The sequence below is a fragment of the Gemmatirosa kalamazoonensis genome (genome assembly GCF_000522985.1).
GTDB classification, from domain to species: domain Bacteria; phylum Gemmatimonadota; class Gemmatimonadetes; order Gemmatimonadales; family Gemmatimonadaceae; genus Gemmatirosa; species Gemmatirosa kalamazoonensis.
The window spans coordinates 1,898,354-1,924,949 of sequence record NZ_CP007128.1; the positions used below are offsets into that span (position 1 = coordinate 1,898,354).

Genomic DNA, 26,596 nt, shown 5'->3' on the forward strand with positions numbered 1-26,596 from the left:
ACGTCGACACTCGCCAAAGGACCACTCCCGTGCCCAGGATCAAAACCTTCCTCGCACTCGCCTGCCTAACGACGACCCTGGGTGCGCAGCCGACCGACCGAGCGTCGCGCATCGCCGACAGCGTCCTGAAGCTCATGACGCTCGACGAGAAGATCGGCCAGCTCGTGCAGGCGCCGGGGCAGTGGAACCAGACCGGCCCCGCGGCGCCCGCCGGCGGCGAGCAGGGGATCCGCGAGGGGAAGATCGGCTCGTTCCTCAGCCTGTGGGGCGCGGCGGAGACGCGGAAGCTGCAGCGCATCGCGGTGAACGAGTCGCGGCTGCACGTGCCGCTGCTGTTCGCGATGGACGTCATCCATGGGTGGCGCACGATCTTTCCCGTGCCGTTGGGCGAGGCGGCGACGTGGGATCCGACGGCGGTGGAGCGCTCGGCGCGCGTCGCCGCCGTGGAGGCATCGGCGTTCGGCATCCACTGGACGTTCGCGCCGATGGTGGACATCGCGCGCGACGCGCGGTGGGGGCGCATCGTCGAGGGGTCGGGGGAGGATCCGTTCCTCGGCTCGGTGATGGCGGCGGCGCGCGTGCGCGGCTTCCAGAACGGGCCGCCCAACACGACGCTCCTGGCGACGGTGAAGCACTTCGCGGCGTACGGCGCGGCGGAGGGCGGGCGCGACTACGACACCGCGGAGCTGTCCGAGCGCACGCTGTGGGAGACGTACCTCCCGCCATACGAGGCCGCAGTGCGGGCCGGCGCGGCGACGATCATGTCGTCGTTCAACGACATCGGCGGCACACCCGCGCACGCGAGTCGCTGGCTGCTGAGCGAGGTGCTGCGCGGGCAGTGGGGGTTCCGGGGGCTCGTGGTGAGCGACTGGGCGGGCATCGAGCAGCTCATGCCGCACGGCGTCGCGGCCACGAAGGCGGAGGCGGCCACGCGCGCGATGAACGCCGGCGTCGACGTCGACATGTCCGACTACGTCTACCAGACGGATCTCGCGGCGGCGGTGCGCGCCGGCACCGTGCCGATGGCCGCGGTCGACTCGGCCGCGCACCGCGTGCTGCGCGCGAAGGCCGCGTTCGGGCTGTTCGCCGACCCGTACAAGCACAGCGACACGACGCGCGAGCGCACGGCGATACTCACCGCCGAGAACCGCCGCGCGGCGCGCGAGGTGGGGCGCGAGGCGATCGTGCTCCTGAAGAACGACCGCGACGCGCTGCCGCTCGCGAAGCGCGGCACGGTCGCCGTCATCGGGCCGCTGGCCGACGACCGCAACGCGCCGTTAGGCTCATGGAACGGCGCGGGCCGGGCCGAGGACGTCGTGACGCCGCTCGCCGCGATCCGTGAGGTGGTGGGCGCGTCGCGCGTGACGTACGTGCGCGGCGTGCCGGTCGACACGCCGAACACGGATGGGATCACGGCGGCGGTTCGCGCCGCGCGTGCCGCGGACGCGGTGGTCCTCGTGCTCGGCGAGCGCGCGGACATGACCGGCGAGGCGTCGGTGCGGTCGTCGATCGAGCTGCCGGGCGAGCAGCTCCTGCTCGCGAAGGCGGTCGTGCGCGCGGCGCGCGGCACGCGCAAGCCGGTGGTCGCGGTGCTCATGAATGGCCGTCCGCTCGCCGTGCCGTGGCTCGCCGACAGCGTGCCCGCGCTCGTGGAGTCGTGGTTCCTCGGCGTGGAGCACGGCCACGCGCTCGCCGACGTGCTGTTCGGCGACTACAACCCGGCGGGGCGACTGCCGAGCACCTTCCCGCGCGCCACGGGGCAGCTCCCGATGTACTACGACCACAAGAACACCGGGCGGCCGCCGGAGGAGAGCAACCACTACACGTCGAAGTACCTCGACATCCCGTGGACGCCGCAGTTCGTGTTCGGGCACGGGTTGAGCTACACGACGTTCCGCTACAGCGTGCCGCGCCTCTCGGCGACCAGCGTGCGCGCGGGCGACAGCGTCGTCGTGGAGGTCGACGTGACGAACACCGGCCGCCGCGCCGGTGACGAGGTCGCACAGCTGTACCTGCGCGACGACGTCGCGACCACGGCGCGCCCGGTGCGCGAGCTGCGCGGCTTCCGGCGGCTCACGATCCAGCCGGGCGAGACACGGCACCTGCGCTTCGTGCTGAACCGCGAGGCCATGGCGATGCTCGACGTGGATCTGCGACGCGTCGTCGAGCCGGGGACGTTCACCGTGTGGGTGGGCGGGAGCTCGGCGGCGACGAACGAGGCGCGCTTCACGCTCACCGGCGACGTGGTGTTCCTCGCGCCGGCGCCGCCGCGGTACCACTGAGCGTGTCGCTGGCGGGTGGGGCGGAGCCGAGCGTATGCTAGGGGCATCCACCGCGAAGGGACGAGACCCGATGGAGAGCCCGGAAGAGCGGTACTACACGCCGGAGGAATACCTGGCGCTGGAGGACGCGGCGCTGGAGAAGCACGAGTACTTCGACGGGCGCATCTACGCGATGACGGGCTCGAGCCTGAATCACGCGCAGATCACGATGAACGTCCACGTCCTGCTGGCGAACCAGCTCCGCGGCCGTTCGTGCCGCGTCTTCAACATGGACGTGAAGGTGCTCGTGTCGGAGACCGGGTTGTTCACGTATCCCGATGCCTCGGCGCTCTGCGGCGAGCCCCGGTTCAAGGACGCCAAGTCGGCGATCCTGCTGAACCCGTCCACGATCGTGGAGGTCCTCTCGTCGTCGACGGAGCGTTACGACCGCGGACGGAAGTTCGAGCATTACGCGCGCATCCGCTCGATGCGCGAGTACGTGCTGATCGCGCAGGACTATCGACACGTCGAACGGTTCAGGCGCGCCGACGCGAGCACGGAATGGGGGTACCTCGCCGTCGACGATCTCCAGGCGTCGGTCGAGCTGCCGTCCATCGGTTGCACGCTCGCGGTGCGTGACGTGTACGAGCACGTCGACGTGCCGCCGCGTCCGCCCCTGCGCGCGCTGTACGAGATCCCTCCCGACTACGCCACATGCGACTGACCGCTCTCCTCCTTCTCGCGTCCGCGCCCGCGCTCGCGCAGCCCCGTCCCCCGCGCACCCCCGGCGACACGCTGAAGTCCCCCGTCGTCGGCGAGAACGGCGTCGTCACGTTCCAGCTCTACGCGCCGAAGGCGACGGAGGTCTCGCTGCGCACCGAGGGCCCGGCGCCGTTCGCGAACCAGAAGCTCGTGAGGAACGAGCAGGGCGTGTGGAGCGCGACCGACACCGTGCCGGCGGATCTCTACATCTACTGGTACGACGTCGACGGCGTGCCGGTCGCCGACCCGCGCAACAACGCCACGCGCCTCAACCTGAGCACCGTGCGCAGCCTGCTCGAGGTGCCGGGCGCGGCGAGCGACTTCTTCGCCGAGCGCGACGTGCCGCACGGGCAGGTGGCGACCGTGTGGTACCGGTCGACCGTGTTGGGCATGCCGCGGCGCATGCAGATCTACACGCCGCCGGGCTACGCGACGAGCGGTGCGCGGTACCCGGTGTTCTACCTGCTGCACGGCGCGGGCGACGACGACCGGTCGTGGCTCATGGCGGGGCGCGCGAACTTCATCCTCGACAACCTCATCGCGGCGGGGAAGGCGAAGCCGATGATCGTCGTGATGCCGAACGGCAGCGTGTCGCGCGCGCCGGGCACCCGCGATCCGTACCCCGAGTCGTTCGCGCAGGAGATCGTGCCGTACGTCGAGCGGAACTTCCGCGTGCTGCCGGGGCGCGACGCCCGCGCCATCGCCGGACTGTCGATGGGCGGCGGCCACACGCTCGCCATCGCGCTGCCGAACCTCGACAGGTACGCGTACGTCGGCGTGTTCAGCTCCGGCTTCCTCGGCCCGGGCGGCGCCGATTCCGTGGCGAAGGCGTACCAGGGCGCGATGAGCGACCCGCGCATCAACCGTCTCAAGCTGCTCTGGCTCGCGACGGGGAAGGAGGACTTCATCCTGCCGACGACGAAGGCGACGCTCGCCGCGTTCGATCGCAACCACGTGCGCTACACGTACAAGGAGAGCGAGGGCGGGCACACGTGGCCCAACTGGCGCGCCTACCTGTACGAGTTCGCGCCGCAGCTCTTCCGCTGAGGATCCGGACATGCAACGGTGGACGACGTTAGGCAGCCTGCTGCTGGTCGCGGCGTGCGCGGGGCGCAATGGGGCGACGGCGACGGACCGCAGCGAGATGCGGCTCACCGGGCGCAGCGTGTCGTGGCTCACGCCGCCGTCGCGCGACTTCGCGCTCGACGTCGACTTCAAGGTCGACGCGCCGGCCACCAGTGCGGGCGTGCTGCTGCGCGCCGACAGCGCACGCCCCGACGCCGGCTATCGCGTGCCGATCCGCGACGCGCCGCCGGGTGGACCGTACGAGCGCTTCCAGCGCATGACCGGCGCGATCGACGGCGTCGCCGCGCCCACGCATCTCGCCACGCGGCCGGCCGGCGAGTGGAACCACTATCGCATCGAGGTCGCCGGACAGCGCTACCGCGTCTTCCTGAACGGGGAGCTGGTGAACGACTACTTCGGCACGCGCGCGCGCGCGGGGCTCGTGGGGCTGCAGGGCTCCGACACGACGCCCGCCGTGACGTATCGGAATGCGCGCCTGACGTCGCTCGCTGCCGGGCCCGAGACGTTAGGCGACGCGTTCACGGTGCCTGGTTCGGCGAAGCCGGTGCGCGTGCTCGTCGTCACCGCGACGCACGGCTTCCGGCACACCGAGGCGATCGACGCGTCCCGCGAGGTGCTGCCGGAGCTCGCGCGCACGACGGAGTTCCGTTTCGACTTCTCCGACACCGCCGGCGCGATCACCGCCGCGAACCTCGCGCGCTACGACATCCTGTTCCTCGACAACGCGACGCTCCGCGCGGCGCCCGCCGACACGACCGCGGCGGCGCTCGCGGCGGTGCGCGCGAAGGGCGTGAAGGATCCGCTTTCGGCCGACCAGATGGCGGCGCTCGACGCGTTCGTGCGCGGGGGCAAGGGACTCGTCCTCGTGCACTCCGCGCTCGATGCGGGCTACGGCTCGGCGACGTACCGCGAGCTGGTGGGCGGCGGGCTGTTCGAGATGCACCCCTGGGTGGAGCCCGTGCACGTCGTGGTCGAGGACCGCGCGAACGGGGCGACGCGCCACTTCGCCGACCCGCTCTGGATCCGCGACGAGATCTACGTCCTCGACACGAGCCCGCGCGCCACGAGCCACGTGCTGTTGTCGCTCGACAAGGCGTCGGCCGGCGAGGCCAACATGGCGCGGATCACGCCGACGTCCGCCGCGGCGCGCGCCGACCACCCCACGTCGTGGGTGCGACGGCACGGCCAGGGGCGCGTGTTCGCGACGGTGCACGGCCACTTCGGCGACGTGTGGCACCGCCCCGATTTCCTGCAGCACCTGCTGCAAGGGCTGCGCATCGCGGCGGGGACAGTGCCGGCGGACTTCACGCCGGGGCGGTCCATGTAAGAGCTCGAACCGCAGAGGACGCAGAGGACGCAGAGGAGAACAACAACAATTCTTTCTTGTTGGTTTTCCTCTGCGTCCTCTGCGTCCTCTGCGGTTCAGTGCTTCAGCCCCGATCGCTCCGCCAGCACCTCGGCGCACGCGTCGAGGCAGCGCTGGACGCCGTCGACGGTGTGGTCGCCCATGTGGCCGACGCGGAACGTGCGTCCCTTGAGCGGGCCGTAGCCGCCGCCGACGGTGAAGCCGCGCGCCTTCGCGCCCTTCACGACGTCGTCGCCGGTGATGCCGTCGGGCAGCGTGACCGCGCTCACGGTGGGCGAGCGCTCGCCTTCCGGCGCGAGGATGCCGACGCCCGGCAGGCGCTCGCCGAGCGACGCCGCCCAGCGGTGGGTCGCCTCGGCCATCGCGCGGTGGCGCGCCCACCGCGCCGCGATCGTCTCCTCGCGCACGCGCGCGAGCTGCGCGTCGAGCGCGTAGAGCAGCGGCAGCGCGGGTGTGTTCGGCGTCTGGTTCTTCTTCGCGAACTCCTCGAACTCCGCGAGGTCGAAGTACATGCCGCGGCCGCGCGCGTGCGCCGCATGGCCGATGAACTCCGCCGACGCGACGCCGAACGCGAGGCCCGGCGGGAGCGCGAGCGCCTTCTGCGAGCCGGTGAGCGCGAAGCCGAGTCCCCACTCGTCCACGCGCAGCTCCGCGCCGGCGGCGCCCGTGACGCTGTCGACGAGGCACTGCGCACCGTGCTGGGTCGCGGCGGCCGCGACGGCGCGTATGTCGGTGAGCGCGCCGGTGGACGACTCGGAGTGGACCACCGTGACGGCGGCGTAGCGGCGCCTGCCTAACGCTCGGGCCACGTCGTCGGGATCGGCGCCGCGCCCCAGCGGCACCTCGAGCACGTCCACGTCGCGCTCGCAGTTGCGGCCGATGTGCGCGAACCGCTCGCCGAACGCACCGCCGACGACGGCGAGGATCGGTCCGTCCGGGGCGCAGCGCACGGCGCCCTCCATGAACCCCGTCGCCGACGAGGTGCTCACGAACACCGGCCGCTCCGTGAGGAACACGGCGCGCAGTCCGTCCTGGATGCGCGCGAACATCCCCTCGAAGACCTTGCTGCGGTGGGAGATCATCGGCCGCGTCATCGCGGCGAGCACCTCGGGGCGCACCTCCGTCGGGCCGGGGAGGAAGAACGTGCCCGGCGCGGGAAAGTCCATCGGCGGCGGCGCGGTCATGCGAGGACGGTCTCCAGGAGCTGGTCGAAGGACGCGATCTCGAGGTCGGCGCCGCGCACCACCGGCTCGCGCCGCACGACGCCGGTGAACGCGGCGAACGCGTCGACGGCCGGGCGCATGGCGAGATCGGTGGCGCCGTCGCCGACGGCGAGCGCGGGGCGGGGGAGCCCGCCGTCGGTGAGGAGCGCGGTCGCGACGTCGCGCTTGCCGGACTGCGTGGCGAGCGGCGAGCCGGCGTCGAAGGCGAAGTACTGGCCGCCCATGTCGACGACGACGTCCACGGCGTGCACGTCCTGCGGCGCGAGACCCAAGCTACGCGCGAGCGGGATGATCGACTGTCGAATTCCACCGCTCACGAGCGCGACGCGCACGCCGGCGGCGCGCAGCCGCGCGATCGCGTCCGCCGCACCGGGGACGACGGCGCCCACGTACGCGTCGGCCAGCGCCGCGAGCTCCGCGCGTCCCGGACGCACGAGCGCGAGCCGCTCGCCGTAGACGCTCTCCAGCGCGATCTCCCCCTGCATCGCGCGATCGGTGAGCGCGGCGACGCGCGCCACGACGTCCGGACCGCGCTGGGCGGCGAGCCAGTCGATGCCCTCGAGCGCGGCGAGCGTCGAGTCGACGTCGAGGATGATCGTGCGGTAGCGCGGCGTCACGGCGCGAAGACGTTGCCGGGCGACAGGATGCCTAACGGATCGAGCTCGCGCTTCACGGCGCGCATCACTGCGAGCTGCGTGTCGCCGAGCTGCATGGCGAGCCACTGTCGCTTCACCTTGCCGATCCCGTGCTCGGCGGACACCGTGCCGCCCATCGTCACGACGTGGCGGAGCGTCGCCTCCACCGCGTGCTCCATGCGCACCAGCTCCTCGGCGTCGCGCGCGTGGTAGTGCTGGTGCGGGTGGCCGTTGCCGGCGTGGCCGAACGTGGCGGCGATCTCCACGCCGTGCGCCGCCGCGATCTCGTCGCTGGCGACGAGCGCCTCGTGCAGCCGCGGATACGGCACCGCCCAGTCGGTGGAGACCTTGCGGCCGCCCGCGGCGCGGTACTTCACGGCGCGCTCGTTCAGCGTGGCCGGCACCGCGTGGCGCATGCGGCGCGCCTCGCGCAGGTTCTGCTCGCCCTCGAACACCTGGATGTCGTCGCCGAGCGCGCCGTGTCCCTCGGCGAGCGCGAGCCACGCGTCGAGATCCACCGCGCCGTCGTCGAACGCTTCCTCCTCCACGTACGCGTACGCCGAGGCGTCCTGCGCCCACGTGCCGCCGACGAACTCGCGCGCGATCCGGAACGCCTTCGCGTCGAGATACTCGAGGCACCGCGGCTGCACGCCGGCGTCGCCGTGGTCGCGCGCCGCGCGCGCCGCGGCGATGAACGCGAGCGCGTCCTTCGCGGTGCGGAACGGCACGCCGAGCCCGGTGACCGTCGTCGGCAGCGGGAGCAGGCGCAGCTCGGCGGCGAGCACGACGCCCAGCGTGCCCTCGCTGCCGACGAACCAGTCCACCGGGTCCTGCACGAACGGCGGGCCGGCGGTGTTCTTCTCGAGCGCGGGGCGCCGCACCTCGATCACGCGCCCGTCGGCCAGCGCGACGGTGAGCGCCGCGACGTGCGGCCGCGTGGCGCCGTACTTCAACGACCGCGCGCCCGAGGAGTTACACACGATCGCGCCGCCCACGCTCGACTCCTCCTCGCTCGTCGGGTCGGGCGCGAGGAGCAGCCCGTGCGCCGCGGCGGCGCGCTTCACGTCGCCGAGCAGCGCGCCGGGCTCCGCGCGCACGACGCGCGCCGTCGGGTCGACGTCGAGCACACGGTCGAGCGCGCGCAGCGAGAGCACGAGGCCGCGATCGGTGATCGACCCGCCGACGTAGCTCGTCTGCGCGCCCGCGGGCGTCACTGGCGTGCGCGTGCTCGACGCGTCCTTCAGGATCTCCACGACCTCCGCGGCGGACGTCGGGCGCGCGACCGCCTCGGGGACGAGGTAGAGCCCGGAGGCGTCGGCGGCGAACGCGGTGCGGACGTCGAGGTCGGTCGTGACGAGACGATCCGTGTCAGGCATCGGCGCGTCGACAGGATGAACGGGGCTGTGCGTTTTCTTCGACAGGATGAACAGGACGGACAGGATGACAACCAACACGAGAGAACTTGTTGTTGGTGTTCATCCTGTCCGTCCTGTGCATCCCGTCGAAAGAAGAGGCTGACGTTCCTGTCGATCCTCTCGTCCATCCTGTCACCGGCGTCACGCTTCCCGGAACTGCACCACCGACGCGCTCTGCACGTCCGGCAGATCGCAGAGCCGCTGTCGCACGCCGGCGTCCACGCGTCCGTCGACCGAGACGACGGCGAGCGCCTCGCCCCCCTGCGCCAGCCGCGCCTGGTGGTACTCGGCGATGTTCACGCCCGCGTCGCCGAGCAGCGTGCCGACGCGGCCGATGACGCCGGGGACGTCGCGGTTCGTGAGCACGATCAGCGTCTGGCGCGGGTTCACGTCGACGCGGAACCCGCCGATGCGCGTGAGCCGCGGCGCGCCTTCGGCCGACGTGATCCCCGCGACCGCCAGCTCCTGCATCGCGCCGCGCAGCGACACCTCGACGCCTAACGGCGGCAGCGCCGCGCTCTCGCCGACGACCAGCTCCAGGCCGCGCGCCTCGGCCAGCGCGCGCGCGTTGATCATGTTGAGCCGCTCCGCCTCCGCCGTCCCTTCGATCGCGCCTAACGCCGCGGCGCTGAGCAGCGCCTGTTGCCCGCCGGCGAGCGACGCGCCGCAGCGGAGCGTGAGGCGCTGCGGCGCGCGCATCCCCATGTCGGCGAGCAGCGCGCGCGCCACCGCCGCGGCGCGCCGCGTGACGAGCATCGCCGGCTGCAGCTCGCGCCACTGCCCGTCCACCGCCGCGACGTTCATCGACCGACCGAGCTCGTTGCTGAGCAACGCGTCGCGCACCGCCGCGCACGCGTCCACCGCGACGTTGCGCTGCGCCTCCGCCGTCGACGCCCCGATGTGCGGCGTGAGGATGACGTTGGGCAGCTTGCGCAGCGCGCTGTCGGCGGCGAGCGGCTCGGCCACGTACACGTCGAGCGCGGCGCCCTTCACGTGGCCGCTCTCCAGCGCCGCGGCGAGCGCCCCGTCGTCGACGATGCCGCCGCGCGCGAGGTTCGCCACGATGCCGCCCGGGCGCAGCCGCGCGAGCTCGCGCCGGCCGATGAGTCCGGTCGTCTCGTCGGTGAGCGGCGTGTGCACGGTGACGATGTCCGCCTCGTCGAGCAGCGCGTCGAGCGTCGCGGCGCGGTGCACACGCAGCGTGGTGAATCGTGCGTCGGCGACGTACGGGTCGAACGCGTGCACCTGCATCCCGAACGCGTGTGCCCGCGCCGCCACCTCGCTCCCGATGCGTCCGAGCCCGACGATGCCGATCGTCTTGCCGAGCAGCTCGGTGCCGAGCAGCGACGAGCGGTCCCACCGGCCGGCGCGCATCGACTCCACGGCGCGCGGCAGGTGGCGGATGAGCGAGATGAGCACGCCGAACACGAGCTCCGCCACCGCGATCGTGTTCCCCGCCGGGGCGTTGATGACGGCGATGCCGAGCTCGGTGGCCACGTCCATCGCCACGTTGTCGACGCCGACGCCGGCCCGCCCCACCACACGGAGCCGTTTCGCTCGCCGGAGCAGCTCGGCCGAGATCTTCGTGGCGCTCCGTCCCACGATGGCGTCGTAGTCGCCGATGCGCTCGAGCAGCTCCTCCTTCGGGAGCGTCGGCACCTCGTCGACGCTGAGCTGGGGTTCGGCCTCGAGGAGCGCGACGCCGTCGCGGTCGACGTCGTCGGTGACGAGCACGCGGAAGGGCATTGCGGGGGGCGCGGGTGACCGGAGAAGGGACCCGGGAAGGATATGCGGGGTGGGGGGGTGGGGCCAATCGGGACGCCTCGCGGCGGGACGCCTCACGGCGGGACGCCTCACGGCGGGGACCGGCAGCGTCGCGTGGGATCCGCGGTGCGTCGGATCGGTACCGCTGCCTGGTCGCGAGCGTGGGACTATGGGCGAAGGGGGGGAGCCCCCCCTGGTAACTACGATCCCGCCCCCGCCGTAGACGTCCCGCCGTAGACGTCCCGCCGTAGATGTCCCGCCGTCTAACGTCCCGCGGTCTAACGTCCCGCGGTCTAACGTCCCGCCGTCGATCGTCCCGCGGTGAGGCGTCCCGCCGTATTATCGCGCCCCCCCTCCACCCGCCGCACGTAATCCGCGTCCGCGTGCGCCCAGTCCTCCGTCACGATCCGCCGGTGCGCCGCCGCGCTGTCCGCGTTCCCCGCCGCCGACCACGCCCGCGCGAGCAGCGCGTGCACCTCCGTGCGCGACACGTACACGTTGGAGTTGTCCACCGGGCCGTGGAACAGCGGCCGCAGCGCGCGCACCGCGTCGAGCGGGCGGCCGAGGCGCAGCAGGGCGCGCGCGAGCGCGTAGTTCGTGCGCGAGTAGCCCAGGTTCGGCGACCGCATCGCCGCCCGCAGCTCGGCCACCGCGCCCGCGTCGTCGCCGCGCGCCGCGAGCAGCAGTCCACGTACGTGGTGGTGCATGCGCTGGTCACGGCCGAGTAGACTCTGCCGCCCCCACGCCGCCACCGAGTCGACCAGCCGCGCGAGGCCCGCGGTGTCGCCCGCCTCGGCGAGCGCGTCGGCGGCGTGCGCGAGCATCCACGCTCGGTTGCGCGCGTACTCCGACGCCGCGCCGGCCGGCCCCGCGACGTGCCCCACAGAGTCGAACAGGGCCGCGCTCTCGCGATACCGCCCGGCGTCGAGCAGCAGCTGCGCCTCGAGCAGCGCCTCGCCCGGCACGCCCGCGTTAGGCACCGGTGCCGTCGCGCGCAGTCGTCGGGCGGTGCGCAGCGCGTCGGCCACGCGCCCCTGCTGTCGCTGCGAGATCGCGAGCCACCACAGCGCCGACGCCACCTGCTGACCGTTGCCGGCCTGCAGCTCCTGCTCGAGCAGCGCGTCGGCGCGCGTGTACTGGCGCAGCCGCAGCCAGTGATCGGCGAGGAAGTCCGCCTCCTCCATCGCGCTCGGCGGATCCAGCGTGGCGCCCGTGCGCCGCGCCTCGAGCGCGCCCTCGCTCTGACCTTCCGCGTCGAGGATCAGCGAGAGGTGTCGCCACGCGCGCGCCGACCGGGGGTCGAGCCGGATCCAGCGCCGCACCGCCCGCTCGGCGGCGTCGAGCGAGTCCATCACGAGGTGCGTGTTCGCGATCTCGAGGATCGCCTCGCACGCGACGCAGCCGGGATGCTCCGTGTCGCCCACGTGCGCGGAATCCATCGCTACCGCGCGCTCCAGGTGGGGAAGCGCCGCCGCGTACTCGTCGCGCGTGCGGAGCGCGAGCCCCATGAAAAAGTGCCCCTCCACCTCGTCCGGGTAGCGCGTGAGCAGCGACTCGGCGAACGCGTACAGCGTGGGCGACGCCGTCCACCGCGCCCAGCTCGCGCGAATGACGAGCCGCTCGCGCTCGCTCGCGTGCTCGGCAAGACGGTTCGCGCGGGCGATCAGCGCTGCACGCTGGGCGGGCGGGTCGCGAGAGAGCAACGCCGCGTACCACGCCGCCATGGCGAACGTGGAATCCTCGCGCACGGCGGCGGCGAGCAAGTGCGCGGCACCCGGCAAGTCGCCATCGTGATAGCCGCGCTTCACTCCCTCCGCGTAGAGCCGGTACGCCACGACGGAGCGTGTCGTCGCGTCGGCCACCGAGCCGATGCTCGCCGCGCGCCCGTACGCGCCGACGATGCGCGCGGTACCGCTGTCGACGAGCGCGAACGGGTCGTGCCCCGTGACGCTGCCCGCCGCGACGATGCGGCCGCTCGCGAGATCGACGCGCCGCAGGTCGAGGCGGAGCGTGCCGCCGGTCGATGCGGTGAGCGTGCCCTCCACGAGCTCCGTCGCGCCGGCCCGCCGCGCCGCGTCCGACAGCGCGGCCGGACTCGTCGCGCCGCCGTCGAGCAGCGCGTACATGCGCGCGGGGCTGATGACGCGCAGCCCGGGCGCGCGCGCGAGGTTCGTGGCGAGCATGTCGGCGAGCGGCGCCGCGGTGGCGGTCGTCGCCGAGTCGCCGCGGAACGCCGTCACACGGCCGACCGCGAGCACCGGCGGCGCGCTGCCCGCCGAGTGCAGAAGCACTCGCGTCCCCGCCGCGATCGTGCCGAGCAGCGCGACGCCGACCGCCGCGATCGTCCGCCACCGGCGGTGACCCGCGAAGCCCGGCGCCACGAGTGCCACGCGCGGCGCGGTCGGCGCCGACCCGTTAGGCACCGCTACCGTCTCCGGCACCGGCAGATCGCGCCGCGGCTCCGCGGCCGACGCGCGCAGCCGCGTCTCGAGCGCGAGCACGCGCGGGTCGGGCGGGAGGTCGAGCTCCTGCGCGAGCAGCGTCGCGTGCACGCGCGCGTGGCGCAGCGCCGCGCCGACGTCGCCTGCGGCGGCGAGCGATTCCATGAGCCCCAGCGCGGCGCGCGCGCTCAGCGGATCTTGCGCGGCGAGCGCACGCCACCAGCGCACCGCGCCCGCCGCGTCGCCGCGCTGGGTGGCCTCGGCGGCGAGCCGGTCGAGCGCCTCGGCGTGCACGCGAGCCAGCGCGCGCCGCTCGTCGTCCAGCCAGCGCTCGAACTCCGGGACGCCGGGGACGCGGAAGCCGTCGAGCAGAGGGCCGCTGTAGAGCTCCGCCGCGCGCTCCGGTCGTCCCGCGGCGAGCGCCGCACGTAGCTCCGCCACGTCGCTCGTCACGCGCTCGGCGTCGAGCCGCAGCACCTGCTGTCCGACGAGGATCGACTCGTCGCCGAGGTCGCGGCGCAGCGCGTAGAGCGCCTGCTTCAGCGCGGCGCGGCCGTGCTCCTCGTCGGCGTCGGGCCAGAACAGCGCGACGAGCCGCTCGCGGCGGATGCCCGCGTCGCCCGCACAGGCGATGACGGCGAGCAGGGCGAGCCGCCGCGGTTGGGCGGCGGCCCCCGTCGCCGGCCGGCCGTCCACGTGAACGGCGGCGCCGCCGAGGAGCTGGATGCGGACCACGCGGCCAACATGCAGTCGGCCGGAAAACGCGGCAATCGCGCCGGTGACCGACGGGTGACCGCGCGGTGACCGCCCAACGCGAGCGTGCGGCGTTCGCCGACGCCACACGATTCCCGGAGGTCCCATGCGTTCGACCGTGCCACGTTTCGCCGTAGCCGCCGTCGTCGTCGCCCTGTCCGCGCCGCGCGCCGCCCACGCGCAGAACCTGCTCTACAACCCCGGCTTCGAGATCGGGAACCTCGATGGGTGGACGAGCCCGACCAACCACATGCCGCCGCGCTCGTTCACGCCGTTCGCGCACAGTGGGCTCTACGCGGCCGAGATGCCGTCGGTGTACCCGTTCAACTATCCGGGGCCGCCGAACTACCAGCAGTTCGGGCAGACGATCGCGACGACGGTCGGCCAGAGCTACGACGTGTCGTTCTGGGCCATGAACTTCGGCCCGAACGGCCCGATCCCGAACAACCCGAACGGCCTGCGCATCCTTTTCGGCGGCACCACGCTGTTCGATCAGCAGCTCACGAACAGCACCTGGCAGCTGTTCACCGTGCACGGCACCGCGACGTCGACGAGCACCTGGTTCGAGATCGACGGGTTCAGCCCCATCGGCTCGAACTTCATCGACGACCTGAGCGTCGCCGCGGCCGGACCCGGTGCCGGCCCGCCGACCACCACCCCCGAGCCGGCGACGCTCGCGCTGCTCGCCACGGGGCTCCTCGCGCTCGGCGCGAGGGCGGTCGCGAGGCGTTAGGCGCCCGCACGACCGGCGGCATCCCGGGGTGCGCCACGCGACGCTCCCGGGGTGCCGCGCTGGACGGGCGTCGACGCGCCGGGTTACCTTCGGCACCTCGCAGGTCACCCCTCCCGGCGCCGATCCCCCCCGATGGCCAGTGCCGTTCTGCTCGAGCGGCTCCAGCGCGCGCTCGAACCCGCGTACGCCATCGAGCGTGAGCTGGGCGGCGGCGGCATGTCGCGCGTCTTCCTCGCCGAGGAGCGCGCGTTAGGCCGTCGGGTCGTGGTGAAGGTGCTCGCCCCGGAGCTGGCCGAGGAGATGACCGCCGAGCGGTTCGCGCGTGAGATCCGGGTCGCCGCCTCGCTGCAGCAGGCGAACATCGTCCCGCTGCTCACGACCGGCGGCGCCGACGGGCTCACGTACTACACCATGCCGTACGTCGAGGGACGTACGCTGCGCGACCGCCTCGGTGGCGTCGGGCTGCCGCTCGGCGAGGCGGTGAACATCGCCCGCGACGTCGCCCGCGCGCTCGCGTTCGCACACCGGCACGGGGTGGTGCACCGCGACATCAAGCCGGAGAACATCCTCATCTCCGGCGGCACCGCGGTCGTCACCGACTTCGGCATCGCGAAGGCCGTCGACCGCGCGCGGACGAACGCGTTCGGGTCGAGCTCCACGCTCACCCGCGACGGCACGTCGGTGGGAACGCCGGCCTACATGAGCCCCGAGCAGTGCGCGGGCGATCCGGCGGTCGACCACCGGTCGGACATCTACGCGTGGGGCGTGTTCACCTACGAGATGCTGGCCGGGCGCCACCCGTTCGCCGAACGGCGCACGATGCACGAGCTGATTCGCGCACACCTCGTGGAGCCGCCGCCGCCGCTGCTCGACCTGCGCCCCGACCTGCCGCCGTCGCTCGCCGGTCTCGTCGAGCGATGCCTGGAGAAGTCGCCCGAGCAGCGTCCGCTGGCCGCGGACGACCTCGTGCAGGCGCTCGACGTCCTGTCGATCACCGGCACGATGACGTCGGCGGAGTTCCAGCTGCCGGGCGTCGACGTGGAGGCGCCGTCGGTCGCGGTGCTGCCGTTCGCGAACATGAGCCCGAACCGCGAGGACGAGTTCTTCGCCGACGGGATCAGCGAGGAGATCATGAGCGCGCTCGCGCGCGTGCGCGGCCTCCGGGTGGCCGCGCGCACGTCGTGCTTCGCGTTCAAGGGACGCATGGTGGACCTGCGCGTGATGGCCGAGCAGCTCGGCGTGCGCACGGTGCTGGAGGGGAGCGTGCGCCGCGCCGGCCCGCGCGTGCGCGTGTCGACGCAGCTCGTGAGCGCGACCGACGGGCTGCACCTGTGGAGCGAGCGCTACGACCGGGAGATCGTCGACATCTTCGCGGTCCAGGACGAGATCGCGCGCGCCATCGCCGACACGTTAGGCACCCGGCTCCGCGGCGCGTCGCTGCCCATGGTGCGCGTGACGGGCGGCCGACCCGCCGGCCCGGCGAGCGTGGAGGCGTACGAGGAGTACCTGCGCGGCCGGCTGCACCTCGACCAGCGGAGCACGAACCTCGGCGCGTCGATCGCGAGCTTCGAGCGCGCGGCGGCGCTCGACCCGGGGCTGTCGGTCGCGCACGCGGGGCTCGCGCACGTCTACACGTGGCTCGGGCTGTGGTACATCGCGCCCGCGACGATCGCGTTCGCGAAGGTGCGCGAGGCGGCCGACCGCGCGCTCTCGCTCGACCACAAGGACGCCGTCGCGCTCGCGGCGCGCGCGATCATGGCGCTCTGGTACGAGTGGGACTGGGCGGCGGCGGAGCGGGTCGCGCAGCAGGCGATCGACGCCGCCCCGGGGCTGCCCTTGGGCTACTCGGTGATGACGTACGTACGCGTCGCCGGCGGACAGCACGAGGCGGCGATCGACACGGCCGCACGCTCCGCGTCGCTCGACCCGCTGTCGAACGCGGCGAAGACGGACCTCGGCGACGCGCTCCGCTACGCGGGACGGCACGCGGAGGCGCTCGAGGTGCTGCTCCCCGTGGTGCGGCGCGAGCCGGGGCACATCCTCGCGAACCTGTGGGTCGCCTACCAGCTCGACGCGCTGGGCGACGCCGCGTCGGCGGTGCCGCACGCCGAGCGCGCGGCGGCGGCCGCGTCGGGCAGTCCCGCGCCCACCGCGGCGCTCGCGCGCATCCTCGCGCGCGCGGGGCGCGAGGCCGAGGCGCGCGCGATCCGCGACGGGCTCGCCGCGCGCGGCGCCAGCGAGTACATCGCCGAGTACCTGCTCGCCATCGCGTCGGTGGAGCTCGACGATCACGAGACGACGCTCGCGCGGTTGGAGCGCTCGGTGGCGGCCCGCGATCCGCACATGATGCTCATGCACCGCGAGTACTACTGGGACGCGCTGCGCGGTCATCCGCGGTTCGAGGCGCTCGTGCGCACGGTTGGCGTTAGGCGGGAGACCTGAAGCCGGGCCGTCGGCCCACGGAGACCACATGCCGGTGCGCAACCTCGTGTTCCAGGGCGGCGGCGTCAAAGGGATCGCCTATGTCGGCGTGCTCGGCGCGCTCGAGGAGGCCGGCGCGCTGGCGACCGTGACCCGCGTCGCCGGCACGTCCGCCGGCGCGATCACCGCGGCGCTCGTCGCGTGCGGCGCCACCGCCGCGGATCTCTCCGACGCGCTCACCCACACGTCGTTCAGTTCGTTCTGCGATGGGCACGGCGGGATCCTCGGCGACGCCGACCGGCTGCTCCAGAGCGGCTTCGGCATCCACCCGGGCGAGACGATCGAGACGTGGCTCCAGCAGCAGATCGGCGCCGTCACGGGGCGACTGTTAGGCACGCCGCGTCCCGACCTCACGCTCGGCGCGCTGCACGCGCTCGTCGGCGACCACGGCGCGCCGTTCCGCGAGCTGTACGTCATCTCCACCGACCTGTGCGGCCAGCGCGCGCGCGTCCTCTCGGCGGCGACGACGCCCGACCTCCCGGTGTGGCGCGCCGTGCGCATGTCGATGAGCATCCCGATCTTCTTCGCGGCGGTGGAGCAGGACGGGACGTGGTGGGCCGACGGCGCGGTGTCGTGGAACTACCCGATCGACCTGTTCGACGGCGTGCGCCGCCAACCCGTGGACAGCGCGCAGCTGCCGGCCGCGACCGACGACGGCGAGACGATCGGCTTCTGCATGGGCACGCAGACCGAGGTCGCCGCGCTCCGCTCGGGGTGGCAGCTCCCGCCGGTGCAGGTGCAGGACTTCGCGTCGTACATGTCGTCGCTCGTGAGCTTCCTGCTGAACGAGTCGACGCTGCTGCACCTCGACGCGAGCGACCTCGCGCGCAGCGTGTTCATCGACGTCGCCGGCGTGCGCACCACGCAGTTCGACCTCACGCCGGAGCAGGCGGCGACGCTCGTCGCGAACGGGCGCAGCGCGACGACGGCGTTCCTCGCCGCGCGCGCGGCGAGCACGGCGAGCACGGCGAGCACGGCGAGCACGGCGAGCCCCGGTGTGCCCGGGGGAGACCTCCCGTCCGCGCCCGCCACGCCACCGGCGACGACGCCCGCGTAGCCAGCGCGTCGCTGCTGGTTGCCCGGCTGGAGGCACAGCCGTATTGTTGCGCGCCCGCAACACCCCTTCGCGCGCTCGCCTTCTGGAGGCCCCCGCATGCACTCCGCGCCCGCCACGAAGTTCGACTTCGAGGACAGCTACGCCGTCGGGCCGTCCGCGCCGGCGCCCGAGGCGGCGGCGCCGGCCGTCTACGATTTCGGCGAGCACTCGCTGGCCGTCGACGGCCAGGTGCAGCGGGGGCTGAACCTGTTCCTGCCGCTGAAGAGCCCCGCGCAGATGCCGGCGCTGTTCGCCGCGCTCGCCGCGCACGCGCCGACGACGCAGAAGGCGCTGCGCGAGCTGCACTACGTGCACTTCGCCCGCTTCGTCCCGACGCCCGACGGCTCCGCGCTCATCGTCGTGACGGAGTACGACGGCGACCTGCGGTCGTACGTGATGGACTTCGTCGCCGTGCTCGGCGACATCTTCACCGCGATCCTCGAGTTCGTGAAGGGCGCGCCGCCGCTCCCCGTGCAGCGGTACCCCGAGGAGTTCTGGGCCTTCGTGCAGCGGAACAACATCGACGTGCCCGTCTGGAGCGCCTACCCGCACATGACGGTCATCGACATCCTGCGCGCGCGCCGTGCGCGGTAGGCATACGTTAGGCATGCGTTAGGCATCCCCGGCCGAGGAGCGCGATACGTGACCACCCCCGACGACGCGGCCGCGAAGGCCGCCGTGACCCCGTCCGACCTGTCGGACATCCAGGGCAACGTGCTGCGCGGCGTGCGCGCCGGCCTCGCCCGCCACTACGTGCTGACCATCGGCGATCCGGCGCAGGCGTCGCGCGCGATCCTCAGCCTCACGCCCGACGCCGACGACGCGGACGGCGACGGCGTGGACGACGACGGCCTGCGCGTGTCCACCGCGCGGGAGTGGAACGAGCGGCCGAAGTACTTCATGAACGTCGGCCTCACGCACGCCGGGCTCACCGCCCTCGGCCTGCCGCCGGGCGTGCTCGCCGCGTTCCCCGAGGCGTTCCGCGGCGGCCCGCTGCGCGTGAACGCGAACTCCGGCATCCCCGTGCCGATCGAGCTCGGCGACGTGCGTCCGGCCCTCACGGATCCGAAGCACACGACGCTCGACGAGACCGATCCCGGTCACCCCAAGACATGGGCGTTCGGCGGCACCGCTACCGCGCCGGTGCACGTCGTCGTCTCCATCTACTGCGATCCCGACGACGCGCGCGGCACGCTCGACGAGTACGACGCGAAGCTGCGCGCGCTGTTCGCCGCGCACGCGCTCACCGTGGCGTCGACGCACGACGCGGCGGGGCTTCCGGGCGGCACCGTGCACTTCGGCTACCGCGACGGCATCGCGCAGCCGCGCGTCGCCGGGATGCCGGGGCGCGTGCGGCGCGACATGCAGCCGACGTCGACGCCGGGCGAGTTCCTGCTCGGCAAGGGCTACGTCAACCAGTACGGCGGCAACTTCCTCCTCGGCCTACCCGAGGAGCTGGGCGCGAACGGCACGTACGGCGCGCTGCGCATGGTGAAGCAGGACGTGCGCGCGTTCGAGGACTTCATCGAGCTCGCGGGCCAGCGCGCGAACATGAGCAAGGAGCTCGTCGCCGCGAAGCTCATGGGCCGCTGGCGCAACGGCAAGCCGCTCGCCCTCGCGCCAGAGGACGAGAGCACCCCCGTGAGCGAGGCCGAGATCAATCGGTTCGACTACGCGCCCACCGCGCACCACCCGAACAGCTACGACGACGCCGACGGGCTGCGCTGCCCGATCGGCTCGCACGCGCGGCGCATGAACCCCCGCGGCGCGCTCGTCATGGGCAAGCCGCACGCGCGTCGCATCATCCGGCGCGGCATGCCGTACGGCCCGGCGTTCGATCCGTCCGCGCCGGACGACGGCGTGGAGCGCGGGCTCGTGGGCTACTTCGTCTGCGGCGACATCGAGGCGCAGTTCGAGTTCCTGCAGGCCACGTGGGGCAATCGCGACTTCTCGACGAGCTGCATCCGCGGCACCGTGGACCCGATCGTCGGCACGCCGGCGCCGTACGGCGGCAGCTTCACCATCCGCACCGACGACGGACGCGATCCGATCTCGTTGGGCGGGCTGCCGCGGTGGGTCACCACGCGCGGGGCGGCGTACTGCTTCCTCCCCGGCATCGGCGGGCTGCGCTGGCTCGGCGAGCGGCGCTGGGAGCAGGCGGCGCAGCCGATGGGCTACCCGTCGCCGACGGCCGCGTTGACGCAGCCGACGACGTGACGGCGCCCTCCGCCGGCGCGGCGTCGTTAGGCGCCGCGCCGCTCGGTCCCACGCTCGAGCCAGCGTTGGTCGCCTGGTTCGGCGCCACGTCGTTCCCCGACGGCGGGGACGATGCCGCGCCGCTCGGGCAGGCGGCGTTCGAGGCCACGTACGCGCGCCTGCTCGCCGCGGCGCGCGCGCCGGGGCTGCTCCCGCCGCTGTTCGCGCTCGAGGCGCCGCTCGCTGCGATCCGTCCCGACGCGCCCGTGCCGGTCGCCGTGGCCGACGTGCCGGTGTCGATCGCCGACGCGGACGAGGCGCGCGCCGCCGCGGCGCGCGCGTTCGACGGCGCGCCGGCCACGGCGGCCGACGTCGCGACCGCGCTCGCGCCCAACGCCCACTCGAGTCGCGCGTTTCTCGCCGCCGCGCTGCTGCACGAGCAGTGGGGGCGCGACGCCGCCGTCTATCGCGGGCGCGACGTCACCTATGTGCTCGACGAGCGCTTCTGGGTCGCGCTCCCCGGTATGCCGCGCCCCGACGCGATCGAGCTGGACCCCGGCGACGGCGCGGGCGCGCGTGCCGTCTCGTTAGGCGGCACGGTGGCGGCAACGTACGCCGAGGGGGTGACCACGGCGACGGTCACGCTGCGCGCGCGCTATGGCGCCGAGTCCCGCACCGCACGCTTCACGCTCCCGGTCGGCGGCCCGCCCGCCGCTCCCGTGCCCGACGAGACGTGGCCGCTCTCGGCCGAGGTGCCTAACGAGGCACCGGTGACGGGCACGGCGAGCGTGTGGCACGGTGCGGGCAACGCGCGTGTCACCTACCCGATCGTCGTCGGCGAAGGGTTCCCGGGCGGCTACGCGCCGGACTACATGTACGACATGCTGAACCAGGCGGGGCTCGCCGACGCGCTGCGCGCGCGCGGCTGGGACCTCGTCGTGGTGCACTACGCCTCGGGCACCGATCCGATCCAGCGCAGCGCGCGCGTCGTGACGGCGTGCGTGGGCGAGCTGCACCGCCGCGGCGCGCCGCCGCAGCTCGTCGGCGGCGTGAGCATGGGCGGGCTCGTGTCGCGCTACGCGCTGCTCCGCATGGACGCCGATGGCGTCGCGCACGGCGCGCACACGTTCCTCACCGTCGACTCGCCGCACCGCGGCGCGTACACCGCGGCCGGCGACCAGTGGCTCGCGCTGCGGCTCGCGCCCGTGTCGCCGCTCGCCGCGACGCTCGCCGGTGCGCTCGCCACGTCGGCCAACCAGCAGTTCGTCATGCGCGTCGTCGACGGCGACCGCGTCGGGCCGAGCGCGCTCCGCGCCGCGCTGCTCGCCGAGCTGCAGGCGCTCGGCGACTGGCCGCGTGGCGTCAGGCGGCTCGCCGTGTCGAGCGGCAGCGGCGCCGGCGTCGTCGATCGCGCGACGGCGAGCGGTCCCGCGCTCACGCTCGACGGCGCGCCGTTCGCCGAGCTGCGGTTGTACCTGGAGCCCGCGGCCGGCGAGCACGCGGTCGTCGCCGCGGGACGGTGCGCCGTCGCCGCGCCCGGGGTCCCCGATACGCTCACCGTCACGAGCGACGAACGGTGGGCCGACGTCCCCGGCGGCACGAACGACTACACCGCGATCGCCGCCGGCATCGCCCGCGCGCTGGGCAGCGGCGACGTCACGTGCGACGCGCCGATCTGCTGCTCCGTGCCCACGGTGAGCGCGCTCGCGCTCGACCAGGACCCGCGCGCACCGGTGCCGCCGCCATCCAGCGGCGCATCGCCGTTCCACGACTACGCGTGCGCGGAGCGCGACGAGCACCACTGCGTCATCACGCCGTCCGTGGCGGCGTGGATCCTCGATCGACTCGGCTCGCCGCACGACGTCAGGCCCACCCCCGAGAGAGAGGCCGCCATGGCCACGACCGTCCGTCCCGCCGTCACCTACGCGCCGCCCGCCGCGCCGTCCCCGACGACCTTCGACCCGTCGACGGTGAACGTGCACGATCCCGCATACCTCGCGAACCCGTACCCGACCTACGCGCGGCTGCGGGCGGGCGCGCCGGTCGCGGCGCTCGCGCCGTATCCCGGCGTGTGGGTGACGCGCTACGACGACGTGAAGGCGGCGCTCCTCGACCAGGACACGTTCCGCAAGGCGCCCGTCTCCGCGGCGCCGGGCGCGATGCCCGCCGGCGTGTTCTCGGCCGACCCGCCGTTCCACGACGCGATCCGCGGCGTCGTCGAGCCGCCGATGCGGCGCGCGTTCGCCCGCGCCGCGGCGGCGGCGAACGGCATCGTCGACGAGATCCTCGCCGGCATCCGCGCGAGCGGCACGCGGCGGCTCGATCTCATGATGGACTACGCGCTGCTCGTGCCGTCGGGCACCCTGTTCACGCTTCTCGGCCTGCCGCAGTCGGACTGGCCGATGCTGCGCAGCATGGTGACGGCGATCGCCGGGGCGAACGACATCACGCAGTCGGTCGGCGTGCGGACGATGGGCGGCATGAGCGCCATGGCGCTTTCCGGCTACTGCCAGGGCGTGCTGCGCGTCGCCGCCGGCGCGCCCCCCGAGCTGTGGGTGCTGCGCCAGATGCTCGATGCGGCGACGGCCGCAGGGCTCGATGCCGCCGACGTGCAGACGTCGGTCGTCAACTTCATCGTCGCCGGCTACCTGTCGACGACGTTCCTCATCGGCACGGCGGTCGTGAACCTGCTCGCGAACCCCGAGCAGCTCGCCGCGCTGCGCGCCGATCCATCGCGCATCGACAACGCGGTGCAGGAGTTGATGCGCTACGACGCGCCGGCGCAGCTCGTCGACCGCGTGACGTCGCGCGACGTCACCATCGCCGGCACCACCGTACCCGCCGGCACGGTCGTGAAGCTCGTCCTCGGCTCGGCCAACCGCGACGAGACGAAGTTCCCCGACCCAGACCGCCTCGACATCGGGCGGCCCGACCTGCGCGAGACCGCGATCCCGTTCGGCGCCGGCATCCACACGTGCATCGGCGCGCCACTCGTCGGCATCGTCGCGCCGATCGCGATCGGGCGGCTCGTGGGCGAGCTGCCTAACGTGAGGGTGGACGGGCTCGTGACCTGGCAGACCGACCCGTACCTGCGCGCGCCGGCGAACGTGCCGCTGGCGATCTAAGGGCCGCCTCACGCGGAGGCGCGGAGAACGCGGAGAACACCGACTGCTCTTGGTGTGCTCCGCGTTCTCCGCGTCTCCGCGTGAGATGCGTACGCCGGTCTTTGTCAGAACCCTGACAGAAGCCGCACCGCTGCGGCGCTCCGTGGTTTCGCGCGTGTGGTCCCGCGCCTAGCGTCCGTCGCCATGAAGCGACCGACCGTCCCCCGCGTGCACTCGGTCGACGTGCTGCGCGGCGTCGTCATGGTGCTCATGGCGCTCGACCACGTGCGCGACTACTTCGGCGACGCCGCCGCGAGCCCGACGAACCTCGCGACCGCCACGCTGCCGCTGTTCTACACGCGGTGGGTGACGCACATCTGCGCGCCGACGTTCTTCCTGCTCACGGGCACGAGCGCGTATCTCTCGGCGCGCCGGCGCGGCACCACGGGGTTGGCGCGCCACCTCGTGACGCGCGGCCTCTGGCTCATCGTGCTCGACCTCGTGATCCTGCGCTGCCTCGGCTGGCAGTTCAACGTCGACTTCCGCGTCACGCTGCTGCTCGTGCTGTGGGCGCTCGGCTGGTCGATGATCACGCTCGCGGCGTTCGTGCGGCGGCCGGCGCTCGCCGGGATCTTCGGCGTCGTCGTCATCGCCGGCCACAACCTGCTCGACCGCGTCGATCCGGCGTCGCTCGGCGCGGCGGCGCCGCTGTGGCTCGTGCTGCATCGCCCCGGCCTGCTCGCCGGACCGCCGCACTTCGTGCTCGTCGCGTATCCGCTCGTGCCGTGGGTCGGCGTCACGGCCGCGGGCTACGCGCTCGGGCAGATCTTCGACTGGGACGCGGCGCGGCGGCGCGCGTTCCTCCTGCGCAGCGGCATCGGCCTAACGATCGCGTTCCTCGCGCTGCGCGCGTCGAACGTCTATGGCGATCCCGCGCCGTGGTCGGCGCAGCGCTCGGCGGCGTACACGGTCGCGTCGTTCCTGAACGTCACGAAGTACCCACCGTCGCTGCTCTTCCTGCTCATGACGATCGGCGTGGCGTTGCTCGTGTTGCGCGCGGTGGACGCACGCGTGCCGCGCTGGCTGCGACCGGCCGAAGTGGTGGGGCGCGTGCCGATGTTCTACTTCGCGATGCACGTGGTGCTGATCCACCTGCTCGTGGTGCTCGCGCTCGCGGTGCGCTACGGCGCGGTGCACTGGGCGTTCGAGTCGCCGACGCCGGACCGGTTCCCGTTCACGCAGCCGCCCGGGTGGCCGATCGCGCTTCCCGGCGTGTACGCGGTGTGGGCGCTCGTGGTGGTCGCGCTGTGGCCGCTGTGCCGGTGGTACGCTGCGCTGCGCGAGCGCCGACGCGGCTGGTGGACGGGCTATGTGTGATGTGCCCTCCACCGAGCCGCGTCATGCTCCGCGCGACGTGCGTCTCAGGGCAGTCCGATGCTGTACACGTCGAGGACCGCCCCCGCGGTCGTCGACCCGCCGACGACCAGCAACCGGTGACGCGGCGGGTCGTAGAACAGGCCACCCGACCACCGCGCCGACGGCGCCGCGCCCCGCGCGGTCACGGGACGCCACCCGCTCAGCGGTGTTGCGAGATCGAGTCGTTCGAGGACATTGCGTGCCGAGGAGAGATCGGGATGCACCTCCCACACGCTGCCGTTCCTGTTAGGTGGGAGCGGGGCGAGCCCGCCGAACCGGTAGACTGCGTTCGCCTCGGGGACCACGTCGAGCGCGGCGCCGATGAAGGTCGCCTCGCGAGTCGGGTCGTTCGGCAGCACCTGTGTCCACGCGTTCGTCGCGAAGTCCAGACGCCATAGGTCGTTAGGCGTCAGCGCGCCGTCGAACTGGCTACCGGTCGGATAGCCTTGACCGCCCCCGAGAAATAGGGCCCCACCCGTCTCGTCGATCCCCGCCGCGTCCCCGAACCGCGGCATCGGGCGGAGGGAACTCTGCGCGAGCTGGATCCATGTCGCATTGGAGCGGTCGTACGACCAGAGATCATTGTGCCACGTGAAGAAGCCATAGCCGCCGAAGAAGGCGAGCCGCTGAACACCGGGGTGCCAGAACGCCACAGGACCGTTGTACGCGGAGGCCCAGGGCCAAGGCGAGAGCCGGTGCCACGTCCCGCCCGTCTCCGGCAGCGCCCATACGGGTCCGAGACCCTCCTCGAACGTCAGCAGTTCGTGGCGCGTCGGGTCGTGGACGAGCTGCCGTGTCTGTAAGCCATCGGGCAGCCCATCGGCCGGAATCGCCCTCCAGGCGTCCGTCGTCAGGTCGAATCGCCACACCGTGAACGGACTCGTCTCGTACGGGATGGAGTACAAGGCGAAGACCGCGTTGTCCTCGCCGACGTATACCGCAGACACCCGCTGCCCACCGCTGGCCGGACTCGCCGCACGCATAGCCCACGTCGACGTTGTCTTCGCGATCCAGAACTTGATCGGCACGGTGCTGCCATTCTGAAACGTGGCCACACCGGCGCCCCCCGTCGCCTTCGCGCTTCCATCGATTAGTCGCACGTCGATGGAGCCGATCTCGCCTCGCGCCGCCGTCCGCACGCGGATCCGGTAAGCCGGATCCGTGCTGAGGGTGCAGGGGCCCTGCACGCATTGCTTCGTCTTCCAGTTCGCGATGTACTGCTGGCTCGCGGCGTCGAGACGCACGTCACGCTCGCCGCTGCCGAACGTGAAGCTTGCCACGACGGTGCCGCAGCCTCCGTCGGTGCCGGCGACGCAGACGTCCACCGTAGGGCGGGCGTCGGAATCGAGCGTTGACGGAGCCGTGGCGGCCGGGGAGATCGGCGGCAGGAAGGCGAATGCGCTACTCGACGCCGTGGCCGTCGAGTGACGGGGTCCGGTCTCGGGAAACGCGTGTGGCCGGGTAGGCGCGGTCGGATCCGCGCACGCGACGGTCAGAGCAATCAGCATCGGCCAGCGAACGGCCGCGCCGCTAGAGCGTGCTCGCAGCATCTGGCTCCTCCACGGTGAGGGACGGGGATGGAGCCGCGTCGACGACCCAGCGCCCGGGTGGGCCAGGCGACGGTCGGCGACACGACTGCCGTCACCATCGCGGTCGTGTGTGAATCCACCGTCAATCCCCTCTGCGGCATCGGGTTGCAGATGCGGCGGGGCCGTGATCGCGCCCTGGACGGCTGCTGGGCCCTTGCGTAACGTCGCCACGTGCCCCTCCGCCAAGGGGATGCTCCCTCCCACTCCCCGTAGTCCCGCCGTCCCGCTGCCCGCGTGTTTCTCCGCCTGTTCGGCCCACCCGCGCTCCATGCCTC

Annotated in this window: 17 protein-coding genes; 11 read left to right on the forward strand and 6 right to left on the reverse strand. The window is 73.1% G+C overall.

The window, feature by feature from the left end; genetic code table 11:
- Positions 1 to 29: 29 nt before the first annotated feature.
- From J421_RS08330 to J421_RS08345, 4 genes are all read left to right on the forward strand, one after another.
- Positions 30 to 2,282 carry a glycoside hydrolase family 3 N-terminal domain-containing protein gene (locus tag J421_RS08330; protein WP_025410721.1) on the forward strand — a complete coding sequence of 751 codons (2,253 nt, stop codon included), beginning with the start codon at positions 30 to 32 and terminating at the stop codon, positions 2,280 to 2,282.
- Positions 2,283 to 2,352: 70 nt separating this feature from the next.
- Positions 2,353 to 2,985: a Uma2 family endonuclease gene (locus J421_RS08335; RefSeq protein ID WP_025410722.1), complete on the forward strand. Its 633-nt coding sequence runs from the start codon at positions 2,353 to 2,355 to the stop codon at positions 2,983 to 2,985.
- Positions 2,976 to 4,070, forward strand: coding sequence for an esterase (locus J421_RS08340; protein WP_025410723.1), 1,095 nt, complete (start codon positions 2,976 to 2,978; stop codon positions 4,068 to 4,070). The genes J421_RS08335 and J421_RS08340 overlap by 10 nt, the downstream gene beginning before the upstream one ends.
- Before the next feature lie 10 nt (positions 4,071 to 4,080).
- Positions 4,081 to 5,436 (forward strand): ThuA domain-containing protein, encoded by a 1,356-nt coding sequence (locus J421_RS08345; protein ID WP_025410724.1) that lies wholly within the window; start codon positions 4,081 to 4,083, stop codon positions 5,434 to 5,436.
- A gap of 95 nt (positions 5,437 to 5,531) precedes the next feature.
- On the opposite strand, the gene J421_RS08350 is transcribed toward J421_RS08345, so the two are convergent.
- The 5 genes from J421_RS08350 to J421_RS34325 all read right to left on the reverse strand — a co-directional run bounded on the left by J421_RS08350 (position 5,532) and on the right by J421_RS34325 (position 13,688).
- Positions 5,532 to 6,659, reverse strand: coding sequence for a pyridoxal-phosphate-dependent aminotransferase family protein (locus J421_RS08350; protein ID WP_025410725.1), 1,128 nt, complete (start codon positions 6,657 to 6,659; stop codon positions 5,532 to 5,534).
- On the reverse strand, positions 6,656 to 7,315 hold the full coding sequence (locus tag J421_RS08355; RefSeq protein WP_025410726.1) for an HAD-IB family phosphatase: 660 nt from the start codon (positions 7,313 to 7,315) through the stop codon (positions 6,656 to 6,658). Before J421_RS08355 ends, J421_RS08350 begins: the two co-directional genes overlap by 4 nt.
- Positions 7,312 to 8,709: an FAD-binding oxidoreductase gene (locus tag J421_RS08360; protein WP_025410727.1), complete on the reverse strand. Its 1,398-nt coding sequence runs from the start codon at positions 8,707 to 8,709 to the stop codon at positions 7,312 to 7,314. The genes J421_RS08355 and J421_RS08360 overlap by 4 nt, the downstream gene beginning before the upstream one ends.
- Positions 8,710 to 8,889: 180 nt before the next feature.
- The gene (gene serA / locus J421_RS08365; protein WP_025410728.1) at positions 8,890 to 10,494 is read right to left on the reverse strand and encodes a phosphoglycerate dehydrogenase; all 1,605 of its coding nucleotides are present in this window, start codon (positions 10,492 to 10,494) and stop codon (positions 8,890 to 8,892) included.
- A gap of 311 nt (positions 10,495 to 10,805) precedes the next feature.
- Entirely contained in the window at positions 10,806 to 13,688 is a 2,883-nt protein-coding gene (locus J421_RS34325; protein WP_025410729.1) for a BTAD domain-containing putative transcriptional regulator, read from the reverse strand.
- 124 nt (positions 13,689 to 13,812) lie between these two features.
- Between J421_RS34325 and J421_RS08375 the strand changes: the two genes are divergently transcribed.
- The 7 genes from J421_RS08375 (at position 13,813) to J421_RS08405 (ending at position 24,693) form a co-directional block, all read left to right on the forward strand.
- On the forward strand, positions 13,813 to 14,439 hold the full coding sequence (locus J421_RS08375; RefSeq protein WP_025410730.1) for a PEP-CTERM sorting domain-containing protein: 627 nt from the start codon (positions 13,813 to 13,815) through the stop codon (positions 14,437 to 14,439).
- Between the two features lie 132 nt (positions 14,440 to 14,571).
- Positions 14,572 to 16,881 (forward strand): protein kinase domain-containing protein, encoded by a 2,310-nt coding sequence (locus tag J421_RS08380; RefSeq protein ID WP_025410731.1) that lies wholly within the window; start codon positions 14,572 to 14,574, stop codon positions 16,879 to 16,881.
- Positions 16,882 to 16,909: 28 nt separating this feature from the next.
- A complete protein-coding gene (locus tag J421_RS08385) occupies positions 16,910 to 17,977 on the forward strand; it encodes a patatin-like phospholipase family protein (protein WP_025410732.1) in 1,068 nt (355 codons plus the stop codon).
- A gap of 96 nt (positions 17,978 to 18,073) precedes the next feature.
- Positions 18,074 to 18,610, forward strand: coding sequence for a hypothetical protein (locus tag J421_RS08390; protein WP_025410733.1), 537 nt, complete (start codon positions 18,074 to 18,076; stop codon positions 18,608 to 18,610).
- A 48-nt stretch (positions 18,611 to 18,658) separates the two neighbouring features.
- Positions 18,659 to 20,233 (forward strand): Dyp-type peroxidase, encoded by a 1,575-nt coding sequence (locus J421_RS32685; RefSeq protein WP_025410734.1) that lies wholly within the window; start codon positions 18,659 to 18,661, stop codon positions 20,231 to 20,233.
- Positions 20,230 to 23,337, forward strand: coding sequence for a cytochrome P450 (locus J421_RS08400; RefSeq protein ID WP_104022403.1), 3,108 nt, complete (start codon positions 20,230 to 20,232; stop codon positions 23,335 to 23,337). Before J421_RS32685 ends, J421_RS08400 begins: the two co-directional genes overlap by 4 nt.
- A gap of 183 nt (positions 23,338 to 23,520) precedes the next feature.
- Complete coding sequence (locus tag J421_RS08405; protein ID WP_025410737.1) at positions 23,521 to 24,693, forward strand: acetyltransferase domain-containing protein; 1,173 nt, start codon at positions 23,521 to 23,523, stop codon at positions 24,691 to 24,693.
- A gap of 44 nt (positions 24,694 to 24,737) precedes the next feature.
- Here the strand turns inward: J421_RS08405 and J421_RS08410 are convergent, their stop codons facing one another.
- A complete protein-coding gene (locus J421_RS08410) occupies positions 24,738 to 26,240 on the reverse strand; it encodes a Kelch repeat-containing protein (protein WP_148306217.1) in 1,503 nt (500 codons plus the stop codon).
- Positions 26,241 to 26,596 lie beyond the last annotated feature (356 nt).

Bases quoted from the DNA above. Each gene is read 5' to 3' on its own strand.
- J421_RS08335 (WP_025410722.1), top strand. From the start codon at position 2,353: ATGGAGAGCCCGGAAGAGCGGTACTACACGCCGGAGGAATACCTGGCG.
- J421_RS08410 (WP_148306217.1), bottom strand. From the start codon at position 26,240: ATGCTGATTGCTCTGACCGTCGCGTGCGCGGATCCGACCGCGCCTACC.
- J421_RS08375 (WP_025410730.1), top strand. From the start codon at position 13,813: ATGCGTTCGACCGTGCCACGTTTCGCCGTAGCCGCCGTCGTCGTCGCC.
- J421_RS08380 (WP_025410731.1), top strand. From the start codon at position 14,572: ATGGCCAGTGCCGTTCTGCTCGAGCGGCTCCAGCGCGCGCTCGAACCC.
- J421_RS08385 (WP_025410732.1), top strand. From the start codon at position 16,910: ATGCCGGTGCGCAACCTCGTGTTCCAGGGCGGCGGCGTCAAAGGGATC.
- J421_RS08345 (WP_025410724.1), top strand. From the start codon at position 4,081: ATGCAACGGTGGACGACGTTAGGCAGCCTGCTGCTGGTCGCGGCGTGC.
- J421_RS08360 (WP_025410727.1), bottom strand. From the start codon at position 8,709: ATGCCTGACACGGATCGTCTCGTCACGACCGACCTCGACGTCCGCACC.
- J421_RS08405 (WP_025410737.1), top strand. From the start codon at position 23,521: ATGAAGCGACCGACCGTCCCCCGCGTGCACTCGGTCGACGTGCTGCGC.
- J421_RS08390 (WP_025410733.1), top strand. From the start codon at position 18,074: ATGCACTCCGCGCCCGCCACGAAGTTCGACTTCGAGGACAGCTACGCC.
- J421_RS08340 (WP_025410723.1), top strand. From the start codon at position 2,976: ATGCGACTGACCGCTCTCCTCCTTCTCGCGTCCGCGCCCGCGCTCGCG.
- serA (WP_025410728.1), bottom strand. From the start codon at position 10,494: ATGCCCTTCCGCGTGCTCGTCACCGACGACGTCGACCGCGACGGCGTC.
- J421_RS08350 (WP_025410725.1), bottom strand. From the start codon at position 6,659: ATGACCGCGCCGCCGCCGATGGACTTTCCCGCGCCGGGCACGTTCTTC.